20 protein-coding genes are annotated in these 13,895 nt (G+C 65.6%); 4 read left to right on the top strand and 16 right to left on the bottom strand.

Features of this window, described 5'->3' with window-relative positions; genetic code table 11:
* Positions 1 to 20 precede the first annotated feature (20 nt).
* The 9 genes from ACFO3A_RS07420 to ACFO3A_RS07380 form a co-directional block, all read right to left on the bottom strand.
* Positions 21 to 332 carry an STAS domain-containing protein gene (locus tag ACFO3A_RS07420; protein WP_377725311.1) on the bottom strand — a complete coding sequence of 104 codons (312 nt, stop codon included), beginning with the start codon at positions 330 to 332 and terminating at the stop codon, positions 21 to 23.
* 3 nt (positions 333 to 335) lie between these two features.
* Positions 336 to 977, bottom strand: a complete 642-nt coding sequence (locus tag ACFO3A_RS07415) for an MlaC/ttg2D family ABC transporter substrate-binding protein (RefSeq protein WP_377725310.1) — start codon at positions 975 to 977, stop codon at positions 336 to 338.
* Positions 978 to 994: 17 nt separating this feature from the next.
* Positions 995 to 1,747 (bottom strand): MlaA family lipoprotein, encoded by a 753-nt coding sequence (locus tag ACFO3A_RS07410; RefSeq protein ID WP_377725309.1) that lies wholly within the window; start codon positions 1,745 to 1,747, stop codon positions 995 to 997.
* Positions 1,748 to 1,767: 20 nt separating this feature from the next.
* Positions 1,768 to 2,238 (bottom strand): outer membrane lipid asymmetry maintenance protein MlaD, encoded by a 471-nt coding sequence (gene mlaD, locus ACFO3A_RS07405; RefSeq protein WP_377725307.1) that lies wholly within the window; start codon positions 2,236 to 2,238, stop codon positions 1,768 to 1,770.
* Between the two features lie 11 nt (positions 2,239 to 2,249).
* Positions 2,250 to 3,026 (bottom strand): lipid asymmetry maintenance ABC transporter permease subunit MlaE, encoded by a 777-nt coding sequence (gene mlaE / locus ACFO3A_RS07400; protein ID WP_377725306.1) that lies wholly within the window; start codon positions 3,024 to 3,026, stop codon positions 2,250 to 2,252.
* Entirely contained in the window at positions 3,023 to 3,829 is an 807-nt protein-coding gene (locus ACFO3A_RS07395) for an ABC transporter ATP-binding protein (RefSeq protein WP_377725304.1), read from the bottom strand. Before ACFO3A_RS07395 ends, mlaE begins: the two co-directional genes overlap by 4 nt.
* A 32-nt stretch (positions 3,830 to 3,861) precedes the next feature.
* Positions 3,862 to 4,614, bottom strand: coding sequence for an amino acid ABC transporter ATP-binding protein (locus ACFO3A_RS07390; RefSeq protein WP_377725389.1), 753 nt, complete (start codon positions 4,612 to 4,614; stop codon positions 3,862 to 3,864).
* 34 nt (positions 4,615 to 4,648) lie between these two features.
* Complete coding sequence (locus ACFO3A_RS07385; protein WP_377725302.1) at positions 4,649 to 5,302, bottom strand: amino acid ABC transporter permease; 654 nt, start codon at positions 5,300 to 5,302, stop codon at positions 4,649 to 4,651.
* A gap of 173 nt (positions 5,303 to 5,475) precedes the next feature.
* The gene (locus ACFO3A_RS07380) at positions 5,476 to 6,285 is read right to left on the bottom strand and encodes an amino acid ABC transporter substrate-binding protein (protein ID WP_377725301.1); all 810 of its coding nucleotides are present in this window, start codon (positions 6,283 to 6,285) and stop codon (positions 5,476 to 5,478) included.
* 354 nt (positions 6,286 to 6,639) lie between these two features.
* On the opposite strand from ACFO3A_RS07380, the gene ybeY reads away from it, so the two are divergent.
* A complete protein-coding gene (gene ybeY, locus ACFO3A_RS07375) occupies positions 6,640 to 7,104 on the top strand; it encodes an rRNA maturation RNase YbeY (RefSeq protein WP_377725299.1) in 465 nt (154 codons plus the stop codon).
* Positions 7,105 to 7,149: 45 nt separating this feature from the next.
* Here ybeY and ACFO3A_RS07370 read toward each other — a convergent pair whose 3' ends face one another.
* Entirely contained in the window at positions 7,150 to 7,479 is a 330-nt protein-coding gene (locus ACFO3A_RS07370) for a metalloregulator ArsR/SmtB family transcription factor (protein ID WP_377725297.1), read from the bottom strand.
* Positions 7,480 to 7,587: 108 nt separating this feature from the next.
* Complete coding sequence (locus tag ACFO3A_RS07365; RefSeq protein ID WP_377725296.1) at positions 7,588 to 7,782, bottom strand: YgaP family membrane protein; 195 nt, start codon at positions 7,780 to 7,782, stop codon at positions 7,588 to 7,590.
* A 106-nt stretch (positions 7,783 to 7,888) separates the two neighbouring features.
* Between ACFO3A_RS07365 and ACFO3A_RS07360 the strand changes: the two genes are divergently transcribed.
* The 3 genes from ACFO3A_RS07360 (at position 7,889) to ACFO3A_RS07350 (ending at position 10,097) form a co-directional block, all read left to right on the top strand.
* A complete protein-coding gene (locus ACFO3A_RS07360; protein WP_377725294.1) occupies positions 7,889 to 8,242 on the top strand; it encodes a carboxymuconolactone decarboxylase family protein in 354 nt (117 codons plus the stop codon).
* 99 nt (positions 8,243 to 8,341) lie between these two features.
* Positions 8,342 to 9,103, top strand: a complete 762-nt coding sequence (locus ACFO3A_RS07355; RefSeq protein WP_377725292.1) for a sulfite exporter TauE/SafE family protein — start codon at positions 8,342 to 8,344, stop codon at positions 9,101 to 9,103.
* Between the two features lie 70 nt (positions 9,104 to 9,173).
* Entirely contained in the window at positions 9,174 to 10,097 is a 924-nt protein-coding gene (locus tag ACFO3A_RS07350) for a Ppx/GppA phosphatase family protein (RefSeq protein WP_377725289.1), read from the top strand.
* Positions 10,098 to 10,115: 18 nt separating this feature from the next.
* Here ACFO3A_RS07350 and ACFO3A_RS07345 read toward each other — a convergent pair whose 3' ends face one another.
* The 5 genes from ACFO3A_RS07345 to ACFO3A_RS07325 form a co-directional block, all read right to left on the bottom strand.
* Complete coding sequence (locus tag ACFO3A_RS07345) at positions 10,116 to 10,511, bottom strand: hypothetical protein (RefSeq protein ID WP_377725288.1); 396 nt, start codon at positions 10,509 to 10,511, stop codon at positions 10,116 to 10,118.
* A gap of 207 nt (positions 10,512 to 10,718) precedes the next feature.
* Positions 10,719 to 11,285, bottom strand: a complete 567-nt coding sequence (gene rfbC, locus ACFO3A_RS07340; RefSeq protein WP_377725286.1) for a dTDP-4-dehydrorhamnose 3,5-epimerase — start codon at positions 11,283 to 11,285, stop codon at positions 10,719 to 10,721.
* Positions 11,286 to 11,287: 2 nt separating this feature from the next.
* Positions 11,288 to 12,163, bottom strand: coding sequence for a glucose-1-phosphate thymidylyltransferase RfbA (gene rfbA / locus ACFO3A_RS07335; RefSeq protein ID WP_377725284.1), 876 nt, complete (start codon positions 12,161 to 12,163; stop codon positions 11,288 to 11,290).
* 23 nt (positions 12,164 to 12,186) lie between these two features.
* Positions 12,187 to 13,065, bottom strand: a complete 879-nt coding sequence (gene rfbD, locus ACFO3A_RS07330) for a dTDP-4-dehydrorhamnose reductase (protein ID WP_377725388.1) — start codon at positions 13,063 to 13,065, stop codon at positions 12,187 to 12,189.
* A 2-nt stretch (positions 13,066 to 13,067) separates the two neighbouring features.
* Entirely contained in the window at positions 13,068 to 13,856 is a 789-nt protein-coding gene (locus tag ACFO3A_RS07325; RefSeq protein ID WP_377725282.1) for a type III pantothenate kinase, read from the bottom strand.
* Between the last annotated feature and the right edge of the window lie 39 nt (positions 13,857 to 13,895).

Below are 13,895 nucleotides of genomic sequence, written 5' to 3'. Positions count from 1 at the left end.
TGCACCAATGGCCGCAGGGCCTATGCGCTTTGCGCCAGGGCCGGCGCTTCGGGGGCCAGCCACGCGGCCACGCCGTACACCTGCGCCAGCGCGTGCAACTTGTCGGGCCACTGCGCCACATGCACGGTCTTGCCGCTGGCCAGCGCGTGGCGGCGGCAGGCCAGCAAAACGGCCAGCCCGGCCGAATCGAACTGCTGCACCTGCGCCGCATCCAGCACGCAGGCGCTGCCGGCGGGCAGCGCATCCAGCGCCTGGCACAGCCGGGCCAGCTGTGCCGTGGCGCAGCCGGTGTCCAGCTGGGGCGGCAGGGCAATGCGGTGCGGGGTCGTCATGGCTTACTGCCGGGTCTGGGCCGTTGCCGGGGCGCTGGCATCAAAGGTGCGGGTGGACAGGGCCTGGATCAGCCCGTCGATGCCGCCCTTGTTCAGCTCCTGCGCAAACTGGGTGCGGTAGGTTTCCACCAGCCAGATGCCCAGCACGTTGAAGTTGTAGACCTTCCAGCCCTCGCCCGGTTTTTTCTCCAGGCGGAAGTCCAGCGGCACCGGCTCGCCCTTGCCATGCACTTCGGTGCGCACCAGCACGTCGGTGTCGCCCGGGGCGGCCCGCAGCGGCTTGACGACCACTTTCTGGTCGCTGACCTGCGCCAGCGCTCCCGCATAGGTGCGGATCAGCATGGCCTTGAACGACTGTTGCAGCTTGTCGCGCTGCGCTTCGTTGGCCTGGCGCCATTGCGGGCCGACGGCCGCCGAAGTCATCCTGCGGAAGTTCACGTAGGGCATGACTTCCCGATCGACGACTTCGGAGATATGGGCGATATCGCCTTTCTTGAGCTGCGGGTCTTGCTTGATCAGCTCCAGCAGGTCGGCGGACAGGCGCTTGATGAGCGCATCGGGCGCCTCCTCGGCCTGCGCCCAGGCAGGCAGAGCGGCACAGACTGTCAGGGATGCCAGCAAAGTGGCCAGGGTACGTCGTTGCATGAAAAACTCGCTGTATCTCAATCGTCAAAATCTTCAATTTTCCCGGCGTTCTCGTCCTGCGCCTTGGGATCACGCTGCTGCAGGTAGAAGTCGCGGATCAGGCTGTAGCGGTCCAGGGCGATGGCGTCCACCATGTCGGTGGTGTCGAGCAGGTTGGCCCGCTTGTCCGTCCAGCGCACCACGGTCAGGGTATTGCGGTGCGACACCGGGTGCATCCGGTCGAGGACATAACCCCTCCAGTCCACCGGCAGGGCCACGGTATCGCGCAGCGTCGAAGGCCCCCAGAACGGCAGCACCAGGTACGGCCCCGGCTTCATGCCCCAGTGCGCCAGGGTCAGGCCGAAGTCCTGCTTCTCGCGGGGAATCTGCGCCTCGGTGGCAATGTCGAGTACGCCGCCCAGGCCGAACACGGTGTTGGTGGTAAAGCGCACCATGTGGTTGTAGGCTTTTTCGCCCCGGCCCTGCAGCAGGTAGTTCACCATCGACCACAGGTCGCCGATGTTGTCGAAGAAGTTGGTCACCCCCGTGCGCACCGGCCGGGGCGTGACGGTTTTGTAGGCGGTCGCCACAGGCTTGAACACCGCCGTATCGACCTTGTCGTTGAACGTCATCATCGAGCGGTTGTAGCCCTCCCAGGGGTCTTGCGGGTTGCGGGCCTGCCCTTCGGGCACCGAAGCGCACCCGGCCAGAACCAGACAGCCACCGGCCAGGGATGCGGCCAGTGCCCTGCGGGAGAACGAAAAAAAGGAAAGCAGTTTTTTGGACATCATGTTCACCTTTGCCGGACGCATCAATTGGCTGCGCCGCCCTCTTGCGCCTTGCCGTAGAGGAACTGGCCGATCAGATTTTCCAGCACCACGGCCGATTGCGTCGCCGTGATGCGATCCCCCTGGGCCAGATTGGCTTCCTCGGCCCCGGCCTCGATACCGATGTACTGGTCGCCCAGCAGGCCGCTGGTCAGGATTTTCAAGGAGCTGTCCTTGGGAAAGGCGTAGCGCTTTTCCAGCGACAGATGGACGGTGGCCTGGAAGGTCTGGTCGTCGAAGCCGATGCCATCGACCCGGCCCACGACCACGCCGGCGCTTTTCACCGCCGCCTTGGGCTTGAGGCCGCCGATGTTGTCGAAGCGGGCCGTGACCTGGTAGGTCTGCTCGAAATTCAAGCTGAGCAGGTTGGCCGATTGCAGCGCCAGAAAGGCCAGCGCCAGACCGCCGATCAAGACGAACAAGCCCACCCATACGTCGTTTTTGGAACTTTGCATGTGTCGATTCCTTAAATGCTGAACATGGACGCCGTAAGAAGAAAGTCCAACCCCAGTACGGTGAGCGAGGCCACTACCACGGTGCGCGTCGTGGCGCGGGAGACGCCTTCGGGCGTCGGCTTGGCGCTATAGCCCTGATAAAGAGCGATGAAGCTCACCGCCACGCCGAACACCAGGCTTTTGAGGACGCCGTTGGCCAGGTCGTACCACCAATCGACACCGCCTTGCATCTGTCCCCAGAAAGCACCGCCATCCACGCCGATGAGCAGCACGCCCACCACCCAGCCGCCAATCACGCCCACGGCGCTGAACACCGCCGCCAAAAGCGGCATGGTGATGACCCCGGCCCAGAAACGCGGCGCCAGAATGCGGCGCACCGGGCTGACGGCCATCATTTCCATCGCCGTGAGCTGCTCGCCGGCTTTCATCAGGCCGATCTCTGCCGTCAGGGCCGTACCGGCGCGGCCCGCAAACAGCAGCGCCGTGACCACCGGCCCCAGCTCGCGCAGCAGCGACAGCGCCACCAGCAGGCCCAGCGCCTCGGCCGAGCCATAGCGCTGCAGGGTGTAATAGCCCTGCAGGCCCAGCACGAAGCCGACGAACAGCCCGGACACGCCGATGATGGCCAGCGAGTAATTGCCCAGAAAATGGATTTGCTCGCCCACCAGCCGAAAGCGCCCCAGGCTGGCGGGCAGCAGGCCCAGCAATTGCACGAACAGCCGCGCGGCCTGCCCCAGGGCCGCCAGTTGCGCCCGGGTGCTGCGCCCCAGTGCTGCCAGCAGATTCATGGCGCACCTCCGAAGTCCTGCGCCAAGCTGGGCGCCGGGTAGTGAAACGGCACCGGCCCGTGCGGGCGGGCGTGGACGAACTGCTGCACCAGCGGGTCGGGGTTGTCCATGACCTCCTGCGGCGTGCCCTGGGCGGCGACGCCGCCGGCGCCCAGGATGATCACCTGATCGGCCACGTGAAAGGTTTCCTGCACGTCGTGCGACACCACGATGCTGGTCAGCCCCAGGGTGTCGTTCAAAGTGCGGATCAGGCGGGCCGAGGTGCCCAGGGAAATCGGGTCGAGTCCGGCAAACGGCTCGTCGTACATGATGAGTTCGGGGTCGAGGGCCATCGCCCGCGCCAGCGCCACGCGCCGCGCCATGCCGCCGGAGATTTCGCTGGGCATCAGGTCGCGTGCGCCGCGCAGGCCGACAGCGTGCAGCTTCATCAACACAATGTCGCGCACCAGCGCTTCGGGCAGGTCGGTGTGTTCGCGCAGCGGAAAGGCCACGTTGTCCAGCACGTTCATGTCGGTGAACAGGGCGCCGAACTGGAACAGCATCCCCATGCGCCGGCGCATGGCGTAGAGCGCGGCAGTGTCCATGCGCCCCACGTCCTGCCCGTCGAACAGCACCTGGCCCTGCTGCGCCCGGTTCTGCCCGCCGATCAGGCGCAGCACCGTGGTCTTGCCGCCGCCGGAGGCGCCCATCAGCGCCGTCACCTTGCCGCGCGGCACGGTCAGCGAGAGGTCGCGCAGGATCACCCGTTCACCGTAGCCAAAGGTGACGTTGCGCAGTTCGACAAGGTTTGCGGAGGCAGGCATAGAGGAAGAAACGCGCTTCTGGAGCCGGAAGCTTACAAGGTGTTGTGCAGGAACGCCCGGGTGCGCTGCTGCTGCGGGTTGGCGAAAAACGCCTGGGCAGGCGCCTGCTCGACGATTTCACCCTTGTCCATGAAGACCACGCGGTTGGCCACGTCGCGGGCAAAGCCCATTTCGTGGGTGACGACCAGCATGGTCATATGCTCCTGCGCCAGGGCACGCATGGTGCGCAGCACTTCGCCGGTCAGCTCGGGGTCGAGGGCCGAGGTCGGCTCGTCGAACAGCAGGATGTCCGGCCCCATCGCCAGCGCCCGGGCAATCGCCACGCGCTGCTTCTGCCCACCCGAGAGGCGGTTGGGATAGGCATCGCGCTTGTCCAGCAGGCCGACCTTTTGCAGCAGCTGCTCGGCCTGGGGCACGATGGCGGCGCGGGCCATTTTTTTCACCAGCATGGGCGCTTCGATGATGTTCTCCAGCACCGTCAGATGCGGGAACAGGTTGAACGACTGGAACACCATGCCCATCTTGCGGCCGATGCTGCGGATTTGCGCATCGGGCACATAGCGGGCCTGACCGCTGGCATCGTTCTCGACCAGCACCTCGCCCTCGACGGTGATCCTGCCGCTGTCGATGGTTTCCAGATGGTTCAGGCAGCGCAAAAAGGTACTCTTGCCCGAGCCGGAGGGGCCGATGATGGCCACCACCTCGCCGCGTTGCAGCTCCAGCGAGATGCCGCGCAGCACGCTGGTGGCGCCAAAGCTTTTGTGGATGTCCCGGGCGCAGATCATGGCCTCGGGCATGGCCTTGGTGGCAGGCGTCGTATCAGGCATCAAAGCGGGCATGGCGGCGCTCCAGGTATTGGAAGACCCAGGTCAGAATCAGCGTCATCCCCAGGTAGAAACAGCCCGCCACGATGAACGGCGTGAACGTGAAGTCGCGCTGCACCATGCCGCGAGCCACGCGCAGCAGGTCGTTCAGGGCCAGCACGTAGATCAGGCTGGTGTCCTTGACCAGGGTGATGGTTTCGTTGCTTACCGGCGGCAGGATGCGCGTCCACATCTGCGGCAGGATGATGCGGCGCATGGTCTGACCGTAGGTCAGGCCCAGCACCTTGGCGCCTTCGTACTGCCCCCGGTCGATGGACTGGATGCCGGCGCGGAAAATTTCGGCAAAGTAGGCCGCATAGTTCAGCGCAAAGGCCACCACTGCCGAGGGAAAGTCCGGCAGGCGCACGCCGATCACCGGCACAAACGGCAGGGCAAAGTAGATGAACAGCAGTTGCAGCATCAGCGGCGTGCCGCGCATCAGCCAGATGTAGGCGCCCACGGCGGCGCTCAGGCTGCGAAAACGCGAGATGCGCACCAGTGCCAGCGTCAGCCCCAGCGGGATGGACAGCAGCATGGTGATCACGAACAGCTTGAGCGTGACCTGCGCCCCACTCCACATGGGGCTCAGGAGAGAAATCACATATTCCATAAAGGTCTTGGCACGCCCGGGTGGCAGAGAACGTAAACACGTTCTAAGGAGCAGGCAACGAAAAAGCCGACAAGGCCAAGCCTTGCCGGCTGCAGGGGGCGTAACCGCCGATTCTAGCAAGGCACTGCGGCCACGGTGGCCACTGTGCCATGCCGGGCCGAAGCCGCGTTGGGTTACTTGATGATGTCCTTGCCGAACCACTGCTCGGCAATCTTGGCGGCGGTGCCGTCCTGCTTCATGCCGTTGATGGCCGCTTCCAGCTTGGCCAGCAGCTCGGCATCGTCCTTGCGCAGGCCCACGCCGTATTCCTCGGTGCCGAAGTTCTCGTCCAGCACGGCGTACAGATCGGGCTTCTTGGCCACGTAGTAGCGGCCCACGACCTCATCGACCACCACGGCTTCCAGGCGGCCCGTGGTCAGGTCCATCAGCGCGGCCACGTTGTCGCCAAAGGTTTTCAGTTCCTTGAAGGAGTTGAAAACGGCTTCTTCCTTCTTGATGGCGTCCACGGCGCTGGAGCCTTCCTGGGCGCCGACCACCTTGCCGGCCAGATCAGCCTTGGTCTTGATCTCGGAGTTGGCCGGCACCACGATGATCTGGTGGTTTTCCATGTAGGGCGCGGTGAAGGCGATGTTCTGCTTGCGCTCTTCGGTGATGGTCAGGCCGTTCCACAGGGCATCGACGCGCTTGCCGGAGAGTTCGGCTTCCTTGGCGCTCCAGTCGATGGGCTTGAACTCCACTTTCAGGCCGGCCCGCTCGGCAGCGGCGCGGGCCATGTCGATGTCGAAGCCGACCAGCTCGTTCTTCTCGTCCCGAAAGCCCATGGGCGGGAAGTTGTCGTCCAGGCCGACGACCAGCGTGGCAGCAACTGGAGCGGCCTCGGGCGCAGCGGCCGGGGCGGCGCTGCTGGCGGCAGGTTCGGTTTTGCCGCAGGCGGCCAGCACGGCAGCCAGCGCCACCGAAGCGAGAAGAGTGCGTTTCTTCATCTGAAAAATCTCCAAGGAATAAATAGTCAATCTGCAATTGTGCCGGGAAACCCGGCGCTGCCCAAGACGGCAGCGGCACAATACACCCCTCCTGCCCACACGCTATGACCGACGCCTCCCGCCCATCGATGCGCATGAGGGCGAGGCCATCACGCCCGAAAGCATCCTGCCCCTTCGTGGCCGCTGGTACTGCCCATCGTGCTGGCCGTGGAGCAGAATGCCTGAAGCATCAAAACAATAGCTGTTTCCTCTGATGAATAAACATTTTCAACATCACTTATATCTGAAAATGTTTATTCATCAGCGGAAACAGCTATCAATTCACCACCATCGCGCAAAGGAACCGCACCCACCATGGCATTGAACCCCCTGAGTCTGTCGCTGCAATTTGGCCGGGACATCGACGACATTGCCACCCACCGCGCCGTACTGACCCGCAGCCGCGTGACGCGCTGGATTCGCCACGCGCTGGCGCTGGATGCGCAGATCACCGTGCGCATCGTCGGCAGCAGCGAAGGCCGGCAGCTCAACCAGCAGTACCGCCACAAGGACTACGCCACGAACGTGCTGACGTTTGATTACGAGCAGGAGCCGGTCGTCATCGCCGACCTGGTGCTGTGCGCCCCCGTCGTCGCCCGCGAGGCGCAGGAGCAGAACAAGACGCTGGAAGAACACTACGCCCACCTGCTGGTGCATGGCACGCTGCACGCCCAGGGCTGGGACCATGAAACCAGCGAGGAAGATGCGCAGGAGATGGAAGACTACGAAACCGCCATCCTGCGCGAAATGGGCTACGCCGACCCGTACGCCAAGGACTGACCTCGGCAGCGTCTGCGCCCCGGCGTCAAAAGCACCCGCCGCCCTTCACTGGGGGCAATACAGGCCGTACATGGTCTGGATGAGCTGCAGGATGCGGGCATCCTCCAGGCGATACCAGATGAACTTGCCCTCGCGCCGCGTCGCCACCACGCCCTCGCGGCGCAGAATGCCCAGCTGCTGCGACAAGGTCGGCTGGGTCACCCCGGTGAGCTGCTCCAGATCGCCCACGGTGCGCTCCTGCAAGGCCAGCTGGCACAGCAACAGCAGCCGGTCGGCATTGCCCAGCAGTTTCAGGATGACCACCACCTGGCTGGCGTGACTGCGCATCACGTCCAGGTCAATCGGGGCAGCAGCGGGGGCAATCGGCGATGTCATGATCACAGCGGTCAAAATTCAAAAGCTGCGTACCTTAAAGCACAATGAAAGCAAACAGGAAATGCCAGACATTGTCTTTTGCCGGACAAGCAGCCCGGATGGCCAAGTTTATTTCTGCTTGAGCGGGCAGGTGCTGATGCCCAGCAGCGTGTACAGCGGGCAAAAACGCATCAGCCCCGTGGCCAGCGGCACCACGCCCAGCCAGCCCCACCAGCCAACCTGCCCGGTAGCGGCCAGCGAGATCAGGACAATCCCCACCAGGATACGCAAAACGCGGTCGACGCCGCCCATGTTGGCTTTCATAGCAATGCTCCTTCAAACAAAACGCGCAAGATCACGCAAGCTGCAAGTTGGCATTATTATATAAATATGTAAATTATTTGTCCCGCAGCTTTTCCCAGGAGGATGTATGAGCACCTTTGACCATGCCGGTCTGACCCAGAACATCAACACTGCCCTCAAGAGCTTTCGCCAGTCGCAAAGCCAGGTCATGCAGAACTTCTACCAAATGTCCCAGGCGGCGATGGTTGATGGCGCCATCGATGCCAAGACCAAGGAGCTGATCGCCCTGGCCATCGGCGTGACGCAGAAATGCTCGGGCTGCATCGGCTTTCACGTCCAGGCGCTGCACAAGCTGGGCGCCACGCGGGCCGAACTGGACGAAATGCTGGGCATCTGCGTCTACATGGGCGGCGGCCCGGCCCTGATGTACTGCGCCGAGGCCATCGACGCCTGGGAAAAACTCGCAGTCAAAACAGCTTAACCGCCCACCACGGCGCGGCCACGCCGCCCGGGCCACGGATTCCCCCTAAGATCGCCCCCTGTTGCGAAATCAAGAGGCAAGAGGGGAGCGAAGATGGAAATGTTTGGCCCGTTGGACCACGTGGCACTGCTGCTGGTAGCCGCTTTTCTGGCCGGAGCGCTCAATGCCGTGGCCGGGGGCGGCAGCTTTCTGACCCTGCCGGCGCTGGTCTTTACCGGCGTGCCCGCCGTCACCGCCAATGCCACGGGCACGGTGGCGCTGCTGCCCGGCTACGCGGCCAGCACCTGGGGCTTTCGCGAAGACATGGCTGCGCCGCCGGGACTGTCGATGAAGCTGTCGGTGGCCCTGTCGCTGCTGGGCGGCGCTGCCGGTGCCGGGCTGCTGCTGGTCACGTCCGACGCCACCTTCAAGAAAGTCGTGCCCTGGTTGCTGCTGGGCGCCACCGCCCTGTTCGCCTTCGGCCCGCAGATCCGCGCCTGGGCCGCAGGCCAGCAGCACGGCAGCCCCTCGACGGTCAAGGCCGCGCTGGGGATGCTGGCCGTGGCGTTTTACGGCGGCTACTTCAACGGCGGCCTGGGCATCCTGTGCCTGGCGCTGTTCAGCCTGCTGGGCCAGACCAACCTGAACGCCATGAACGGCATGAAGAACCTGGTGTCCACCCTGCTCACCGCCATCGCCGTCGGCGTGTACGCCGCCGGCGGCATCGTGCTGTGGCCCCAGGCGCTCTTGATGATGGTGGCGGCCACCGCCGGGGGCTACGGCGGCGCCCGCGTGGCCCGCAAAATCCCCGCACCGATACTGCGCTGGGGCATCGTGGTCACGGGGCTGGTCATGTCGGTACTGTTCTTCACCAAGGTCTGAGCGGGAGAAAACCGTCGGCACGGGCAAAAACTGGCTGAAAATCGGCGCTCTTTGCTTGCCAGGAGTTGCCATGGGCCAACCCACCATGATTGCCGCCATCGACTTGGGCTCGAACAGCTTTCGCCTGGAGATCGGGTATTTCCAGCCCCAGGGCTTCATGCGCACGCACTACCTCAAGCGCACGCTGCGCCAGGGCGCCTGCCTGCAGGGCGGCGCCCTGAGTCCCGCCGCGCTGGAAGTCGGCTGGGCCTGTCTGGCCGAATTCGGCCAGCTCCTGCGCCGCTACCAGGTCACCCGTGCCCGCGCCGTAGCCACCCAGACGCTGCGCGAGGCCAGCAACAGCCCCCTGTTCGTGCGCGAAGGCAGCCGTCTGCTGGGCGTGCCCATCGACATCATCAGCGGCGAGCAAGAGGCAGCGCTGATCTACCGTGGCGTGGCCAGCCAGCTGCCGGTGTCGGACGACCGGCGCCTCATCATGGACCTGGGCGGACGCTCGACCGAGCTGGCCCTGGGCCAGGGCGTGCAGGCGCAGCAGCTGGTGTCCTACCCGCTGGGCAGCGTGCTATGGACGGGGCGCTTTTTTGCCGATGGCGCCTTGACGGCCCCGGCCTTTGCCCAGGCCGAGGCCGCTGCCTGCGCCGTGCTGGCCGATGCGCCCAGCCGGTTTGCGCCGGGCAGTTGGGATTGCGCCTACGCCTCGGCAGGCACGGCCACGGCCGTCAGCGACGTGCTGGCCGCGCACGGCAAGGGGGCCAGCCCGATCACGCGCGAGGATTTGTTCTGGCTGCGCGAGCAACTGCTGCGCTGCGGGCGCATCCAGCGCCTGGCGCTGCCCGGCCTGCGGGCCGACAAGGCGCCGGTGGTGGCGGGCGGCCTGAGCGTGCTGCTGGCCACCTTCCACACCCTGCAATTGCAGGCGATGGTGCCGGCCCAGGGGGCGCTGCGCATCGGGGTGCTGCACAGCCTGCTGGATGGGCCGGACGCTGGCCGCTGAGAACGCGCAGGAAGCCGATCAGGCCGCAGCGCGGCGGTTGGCGTAGGGCTTGCTCCAGGCTTGCAGCTTGCCGTGCGGCAGGGTGGGCAGGCGTTGCAGCAGGCGGCGGCAGTAGCCCTTGACCCACAGGCACTTGTTGATTTCCTCGACCGGGAAGGGGCCACTGATGACGACGATGTCCGCCGCTTCCTGCCACATGCCGGCGGCACGCAGGCGCCGGCGCTTGGTGATGGCCCAGGACTGGATGCGGGCCGGGGTGCCGTGCTGGTGCAGCTCGCCGGTGTAGGCATCGAAGGCGATCGCCAGGAGGTCGGTTTTCAGCTTGAAGCGGCGCTCACCTGTGACTACGCTGGGGGTGTCGCGCATGTCGTACAGGTAGTAGCTGCCGGCTTTAAGCTGATATTGCAATTCCATGGAAAACCTCGGTGCCGCATCTTAGGCCAAACCCCTGGGCAAGAAAACCCGAAGTACCGCCCCGCACCGGCCTTGCTTGCCCGATTGGTGCAGCAGGGGCCAGGCATTGAACTATCCATTCAATAGCTGTTTTCGCTGATGATTAAACGATTTCATGGTGTTTCATACCTGAAATCTTTTAATCATCAGCGGTAAAAGCTATATAAATCATGATTGCCACGCCCCGTCGGGCAGCGCGGCCCGGGCCAGTGCGGGCTGCCGGTCGTCCTTGGCCGAGAGCTGGTAGCCGCCCTCCACGGCGGGCCAGGCAATGGCCAGGTCGGCGTCGTTCCAGGCAATGCCGCGCTCGCAGGCCGGGTCGTAGTAGGCGGTGGTTTTGTAGAGGCAGTCGGCCTCGGCGCTCAGGGTGAGAAAGCCGTGCGCCAGTCCAGGGGGAATCCACAATTGCTGGTGCTGTTCGGCATCCAGCGCCAGCCCCAGCCACTGGCCGAAGGTGGGCGAGGTGCGGCGCAGGTCGACGACTACATCCCACACCCGCCCGCGCACCACGCGCACCAGCTTGCCCTGGGCGTGCGGGGGCAACTGGTAGTGCAGGCCGCGCAGCACGCCCCGGCGGGAACGGCTGTGGTTGTCCTGCACGAAAGGGACATCCACCCCGGTGGCCTGCGCAAAGCGGCGCTGGTTGAAGCTCTCGACGAAAAAGCCGCGCTCGTCCTGGAACACCTGGGGTTGCAGCAGCAGCACGCCGGGCAGGGCGGTGGTTTGCACTTGCATGGCTAGTCGCTCAGGCAGCGCAGCAGGTACTGGCCGTAGCCGGATTTGCTCAGGGGCCGGGCCAGCTGTTCCAGCTGGGCGTTGTCGATCCAGCCCATGCGCCAGGCGATTTCCTCGGGGCAGGAGACTTTCAGCCCCTGGCGTTGCTCGATGGTGGCGATGAACTGGCTGGCGTCCAGCAGGCTGTCGTGCGTGCCCGTGTCCAGCCAGGCAAAGCCCCGGCCCAGCGGCTGCACCTGGAGCTGGCCTTGCTCCAGGTAAAGGCGGTTCAAGTCCATGATCTCCAGCTCGCCCCGGGCCGAGGGCTTGAGCCTGCGGGCCAGCTCGACCACCTGCGCGTCGTAGAAATACAGGCCGGTCACGGCGTAATGGCTTTTGGGCTGCGCGGGCTTTTCTTCCAGGCCGATGACCTGGCCCCGGGCGTTGAACTCGACCACGCCGTAACGCTGCGGGTCCTGCACGTGGTAGGTGAACACGCAGGCGCCGCCGGGCTGGGTGGCCGCCTTGCGCAAAATGCCTTGCAGCGTGTGGCCGTAGAACAGGTTGTCGCCCAGCACCAGAGCGCAGGGGCTGCCGTCCAGGAAGGATTCGGCAATCAGGAACGCCTGCGGCAATCCGTCCGGACTGGGCTGCACGGCGTACTGCAGGCGCAGGCCCCACTGGCTGCCGTCGCCCAGCAGTTGCTCGAAGCGCGGCGTGTCCTGCGGGGTGCTGATGATGAGAATGTCGCGGATGCCCGCCAGCATCAGCGTGCTGAGGGGGTAATAAATCATCGGCTTGTCGTACACCGGCAGCAGTTGCTTGCTGATGGCCAGCGTGGCCGGGTGCAGCCGGGTGCCGGAGCCGCCGGCCAGGATGATGCCTTTGCGTTGTGTCATGGGCGAGAACCTTTGGGGCAATGTCACAGAATCTGCGCAAGCATACGCGCCACGCCCTGCTGCCAGGGCGGTGGCGTGAGGCCGAAAACCGCTTGCAGCCTGCCGCAGTCCAGGCGCGAATTGTGCGGACGCCGCGCCGCCGTGGGGTAGGCGCTGCTGGGCACAGGCAGCACCTCGGTGGTTTTTATCCTTGCCGCCCATGCCGATTGCCGGGCCTGGGCCACCACCAGCGCAGCGTAGGCGCACCAGGTCGTCGCCCCCGCTGCGGTGCAGTGGTACAGGCCGCCATCCTGCGGGCGGCGCAGCAGGTGGACGATGGCCTGCGCCGTCACCTCGGCCAGCCAGTCGGCACTGGTGGGGGCGCCCCACTGGTCGTCCACCACCGTCAGGCGCGGGCGTTCCTGCGCCAGACGCAGAATGGTCCGGACAAAATTCCGGCCCTGCGCCGCGTACACCCAGCTGGTGCGCAGCACCAGGTGCGGGCCGCCCGCCTGGGCAATCAGCACCTCGCCCGCGTGCTTGCTGTGGCCGTAGCTGGAAAGCGGCGCGGGCGCATCGTCCTCCCGCCAGGGACGGCTGCCGCTGCCGTCGAACACGTAATCGCTGCTGTAGTGGACGAACAACACGCCGCGCCGCGCCGCCCACTCAGCCAGCAGGCCGGGCGTCGTGGCGTTGATGCAGTGGGCCAGGGCCGGTTCGCTTTCCGCCCGATCAACGGCGGTGTACGCGGCGGCATTGACGATCACATCCGGCCGGTGCCGCGCCACGGCAGCCACGGTGTGTTCGGGGTGGGTGAAATCCGCCTCGGCCCGGCCCAGGGCGATGACCTGGCCCAGCGGGGCCAGACTGCGCTGCAATTGCCCACCGATCTGGCCGCTGGCGCCCAGCAGCACCATCTTCATGCTCATGCGCCGGGGGGCGCAAAACGCTGCTCGGCCAGGGCCACCAGCCCTTCAAACACCAGGTTGTCGACCAGCTCGAAGGGGCGCGTCATGCTGGGCACCATCTTCCAGCCCGCGCCGCCGGCCATGATGCAGGCCGGCTCCATGCGGCAGTGCAGGTACAGGTGCTGGTACATGCGCTCCACCGCCCCGGCAATGGCGTAGGTGCCGCCGCTGGTCAGCGCATCGCTGGTATTGGTCGGAAAGGGCGTGACCTGCCCGGTGGGCACATGCAGCCCGGCCGTGCCCGTCTCCAGCGCCCGCAGCATGATGCCGTGGCCCGGCAGGATGAGGCCGCCGAGGAAGCGCCCCTCGGCATCCAGCGCGTCCACCGTCACCGCCGTGCCGACCATGACCACGATCAGCGGGCGCGGCCCGCCGCGTTGCAGGATGCGCTGGCGGGCGCCGATCATCGCCACCCAGCGGTCGGCCCCCAGGCGCAGCGGCTGGTCGTAGCCGTTGGTCACGCCCGCTTCCCGGGCGCTGGGCACGACCCACTGCGGGGCAAAGTCCCAGCCGAGCATCTGGTCGATCTGCTCATGCACGCGCCGGCGGGTGATCTCGCTGGCCACGGCGCAGCCCAGCATGCAGCCGGGCGCGGGCAGGCGGCTCCAGGGGCCATCGGCCAGTTGCTCGATCTGCTCCAGGAACTCCGCCCCCTGCGCCAGCAGCGCCGCGCCGCGCCGGGGAGCGTCGTACATGGCCCACTTCAAGCGGGTGTTGCCGATGTCGATGGCTAGGAATCTGTTCATAGGGGCGGAATTATCAAGATTTTTTCCCGCCATTCCCGC

This window comes from Comamonas nitrativorans, assembly GCF_042654765.1.
GTDB lineage: Bacteria > Pseudomonadota > Gammaproteobacteria > Burkholderiales > Burkholderiaceae_C > Comamonas > Comamonas nitrativorans.
This window is presented reverse-complemented; position numbering and strand designations above follow the sequence as displayed.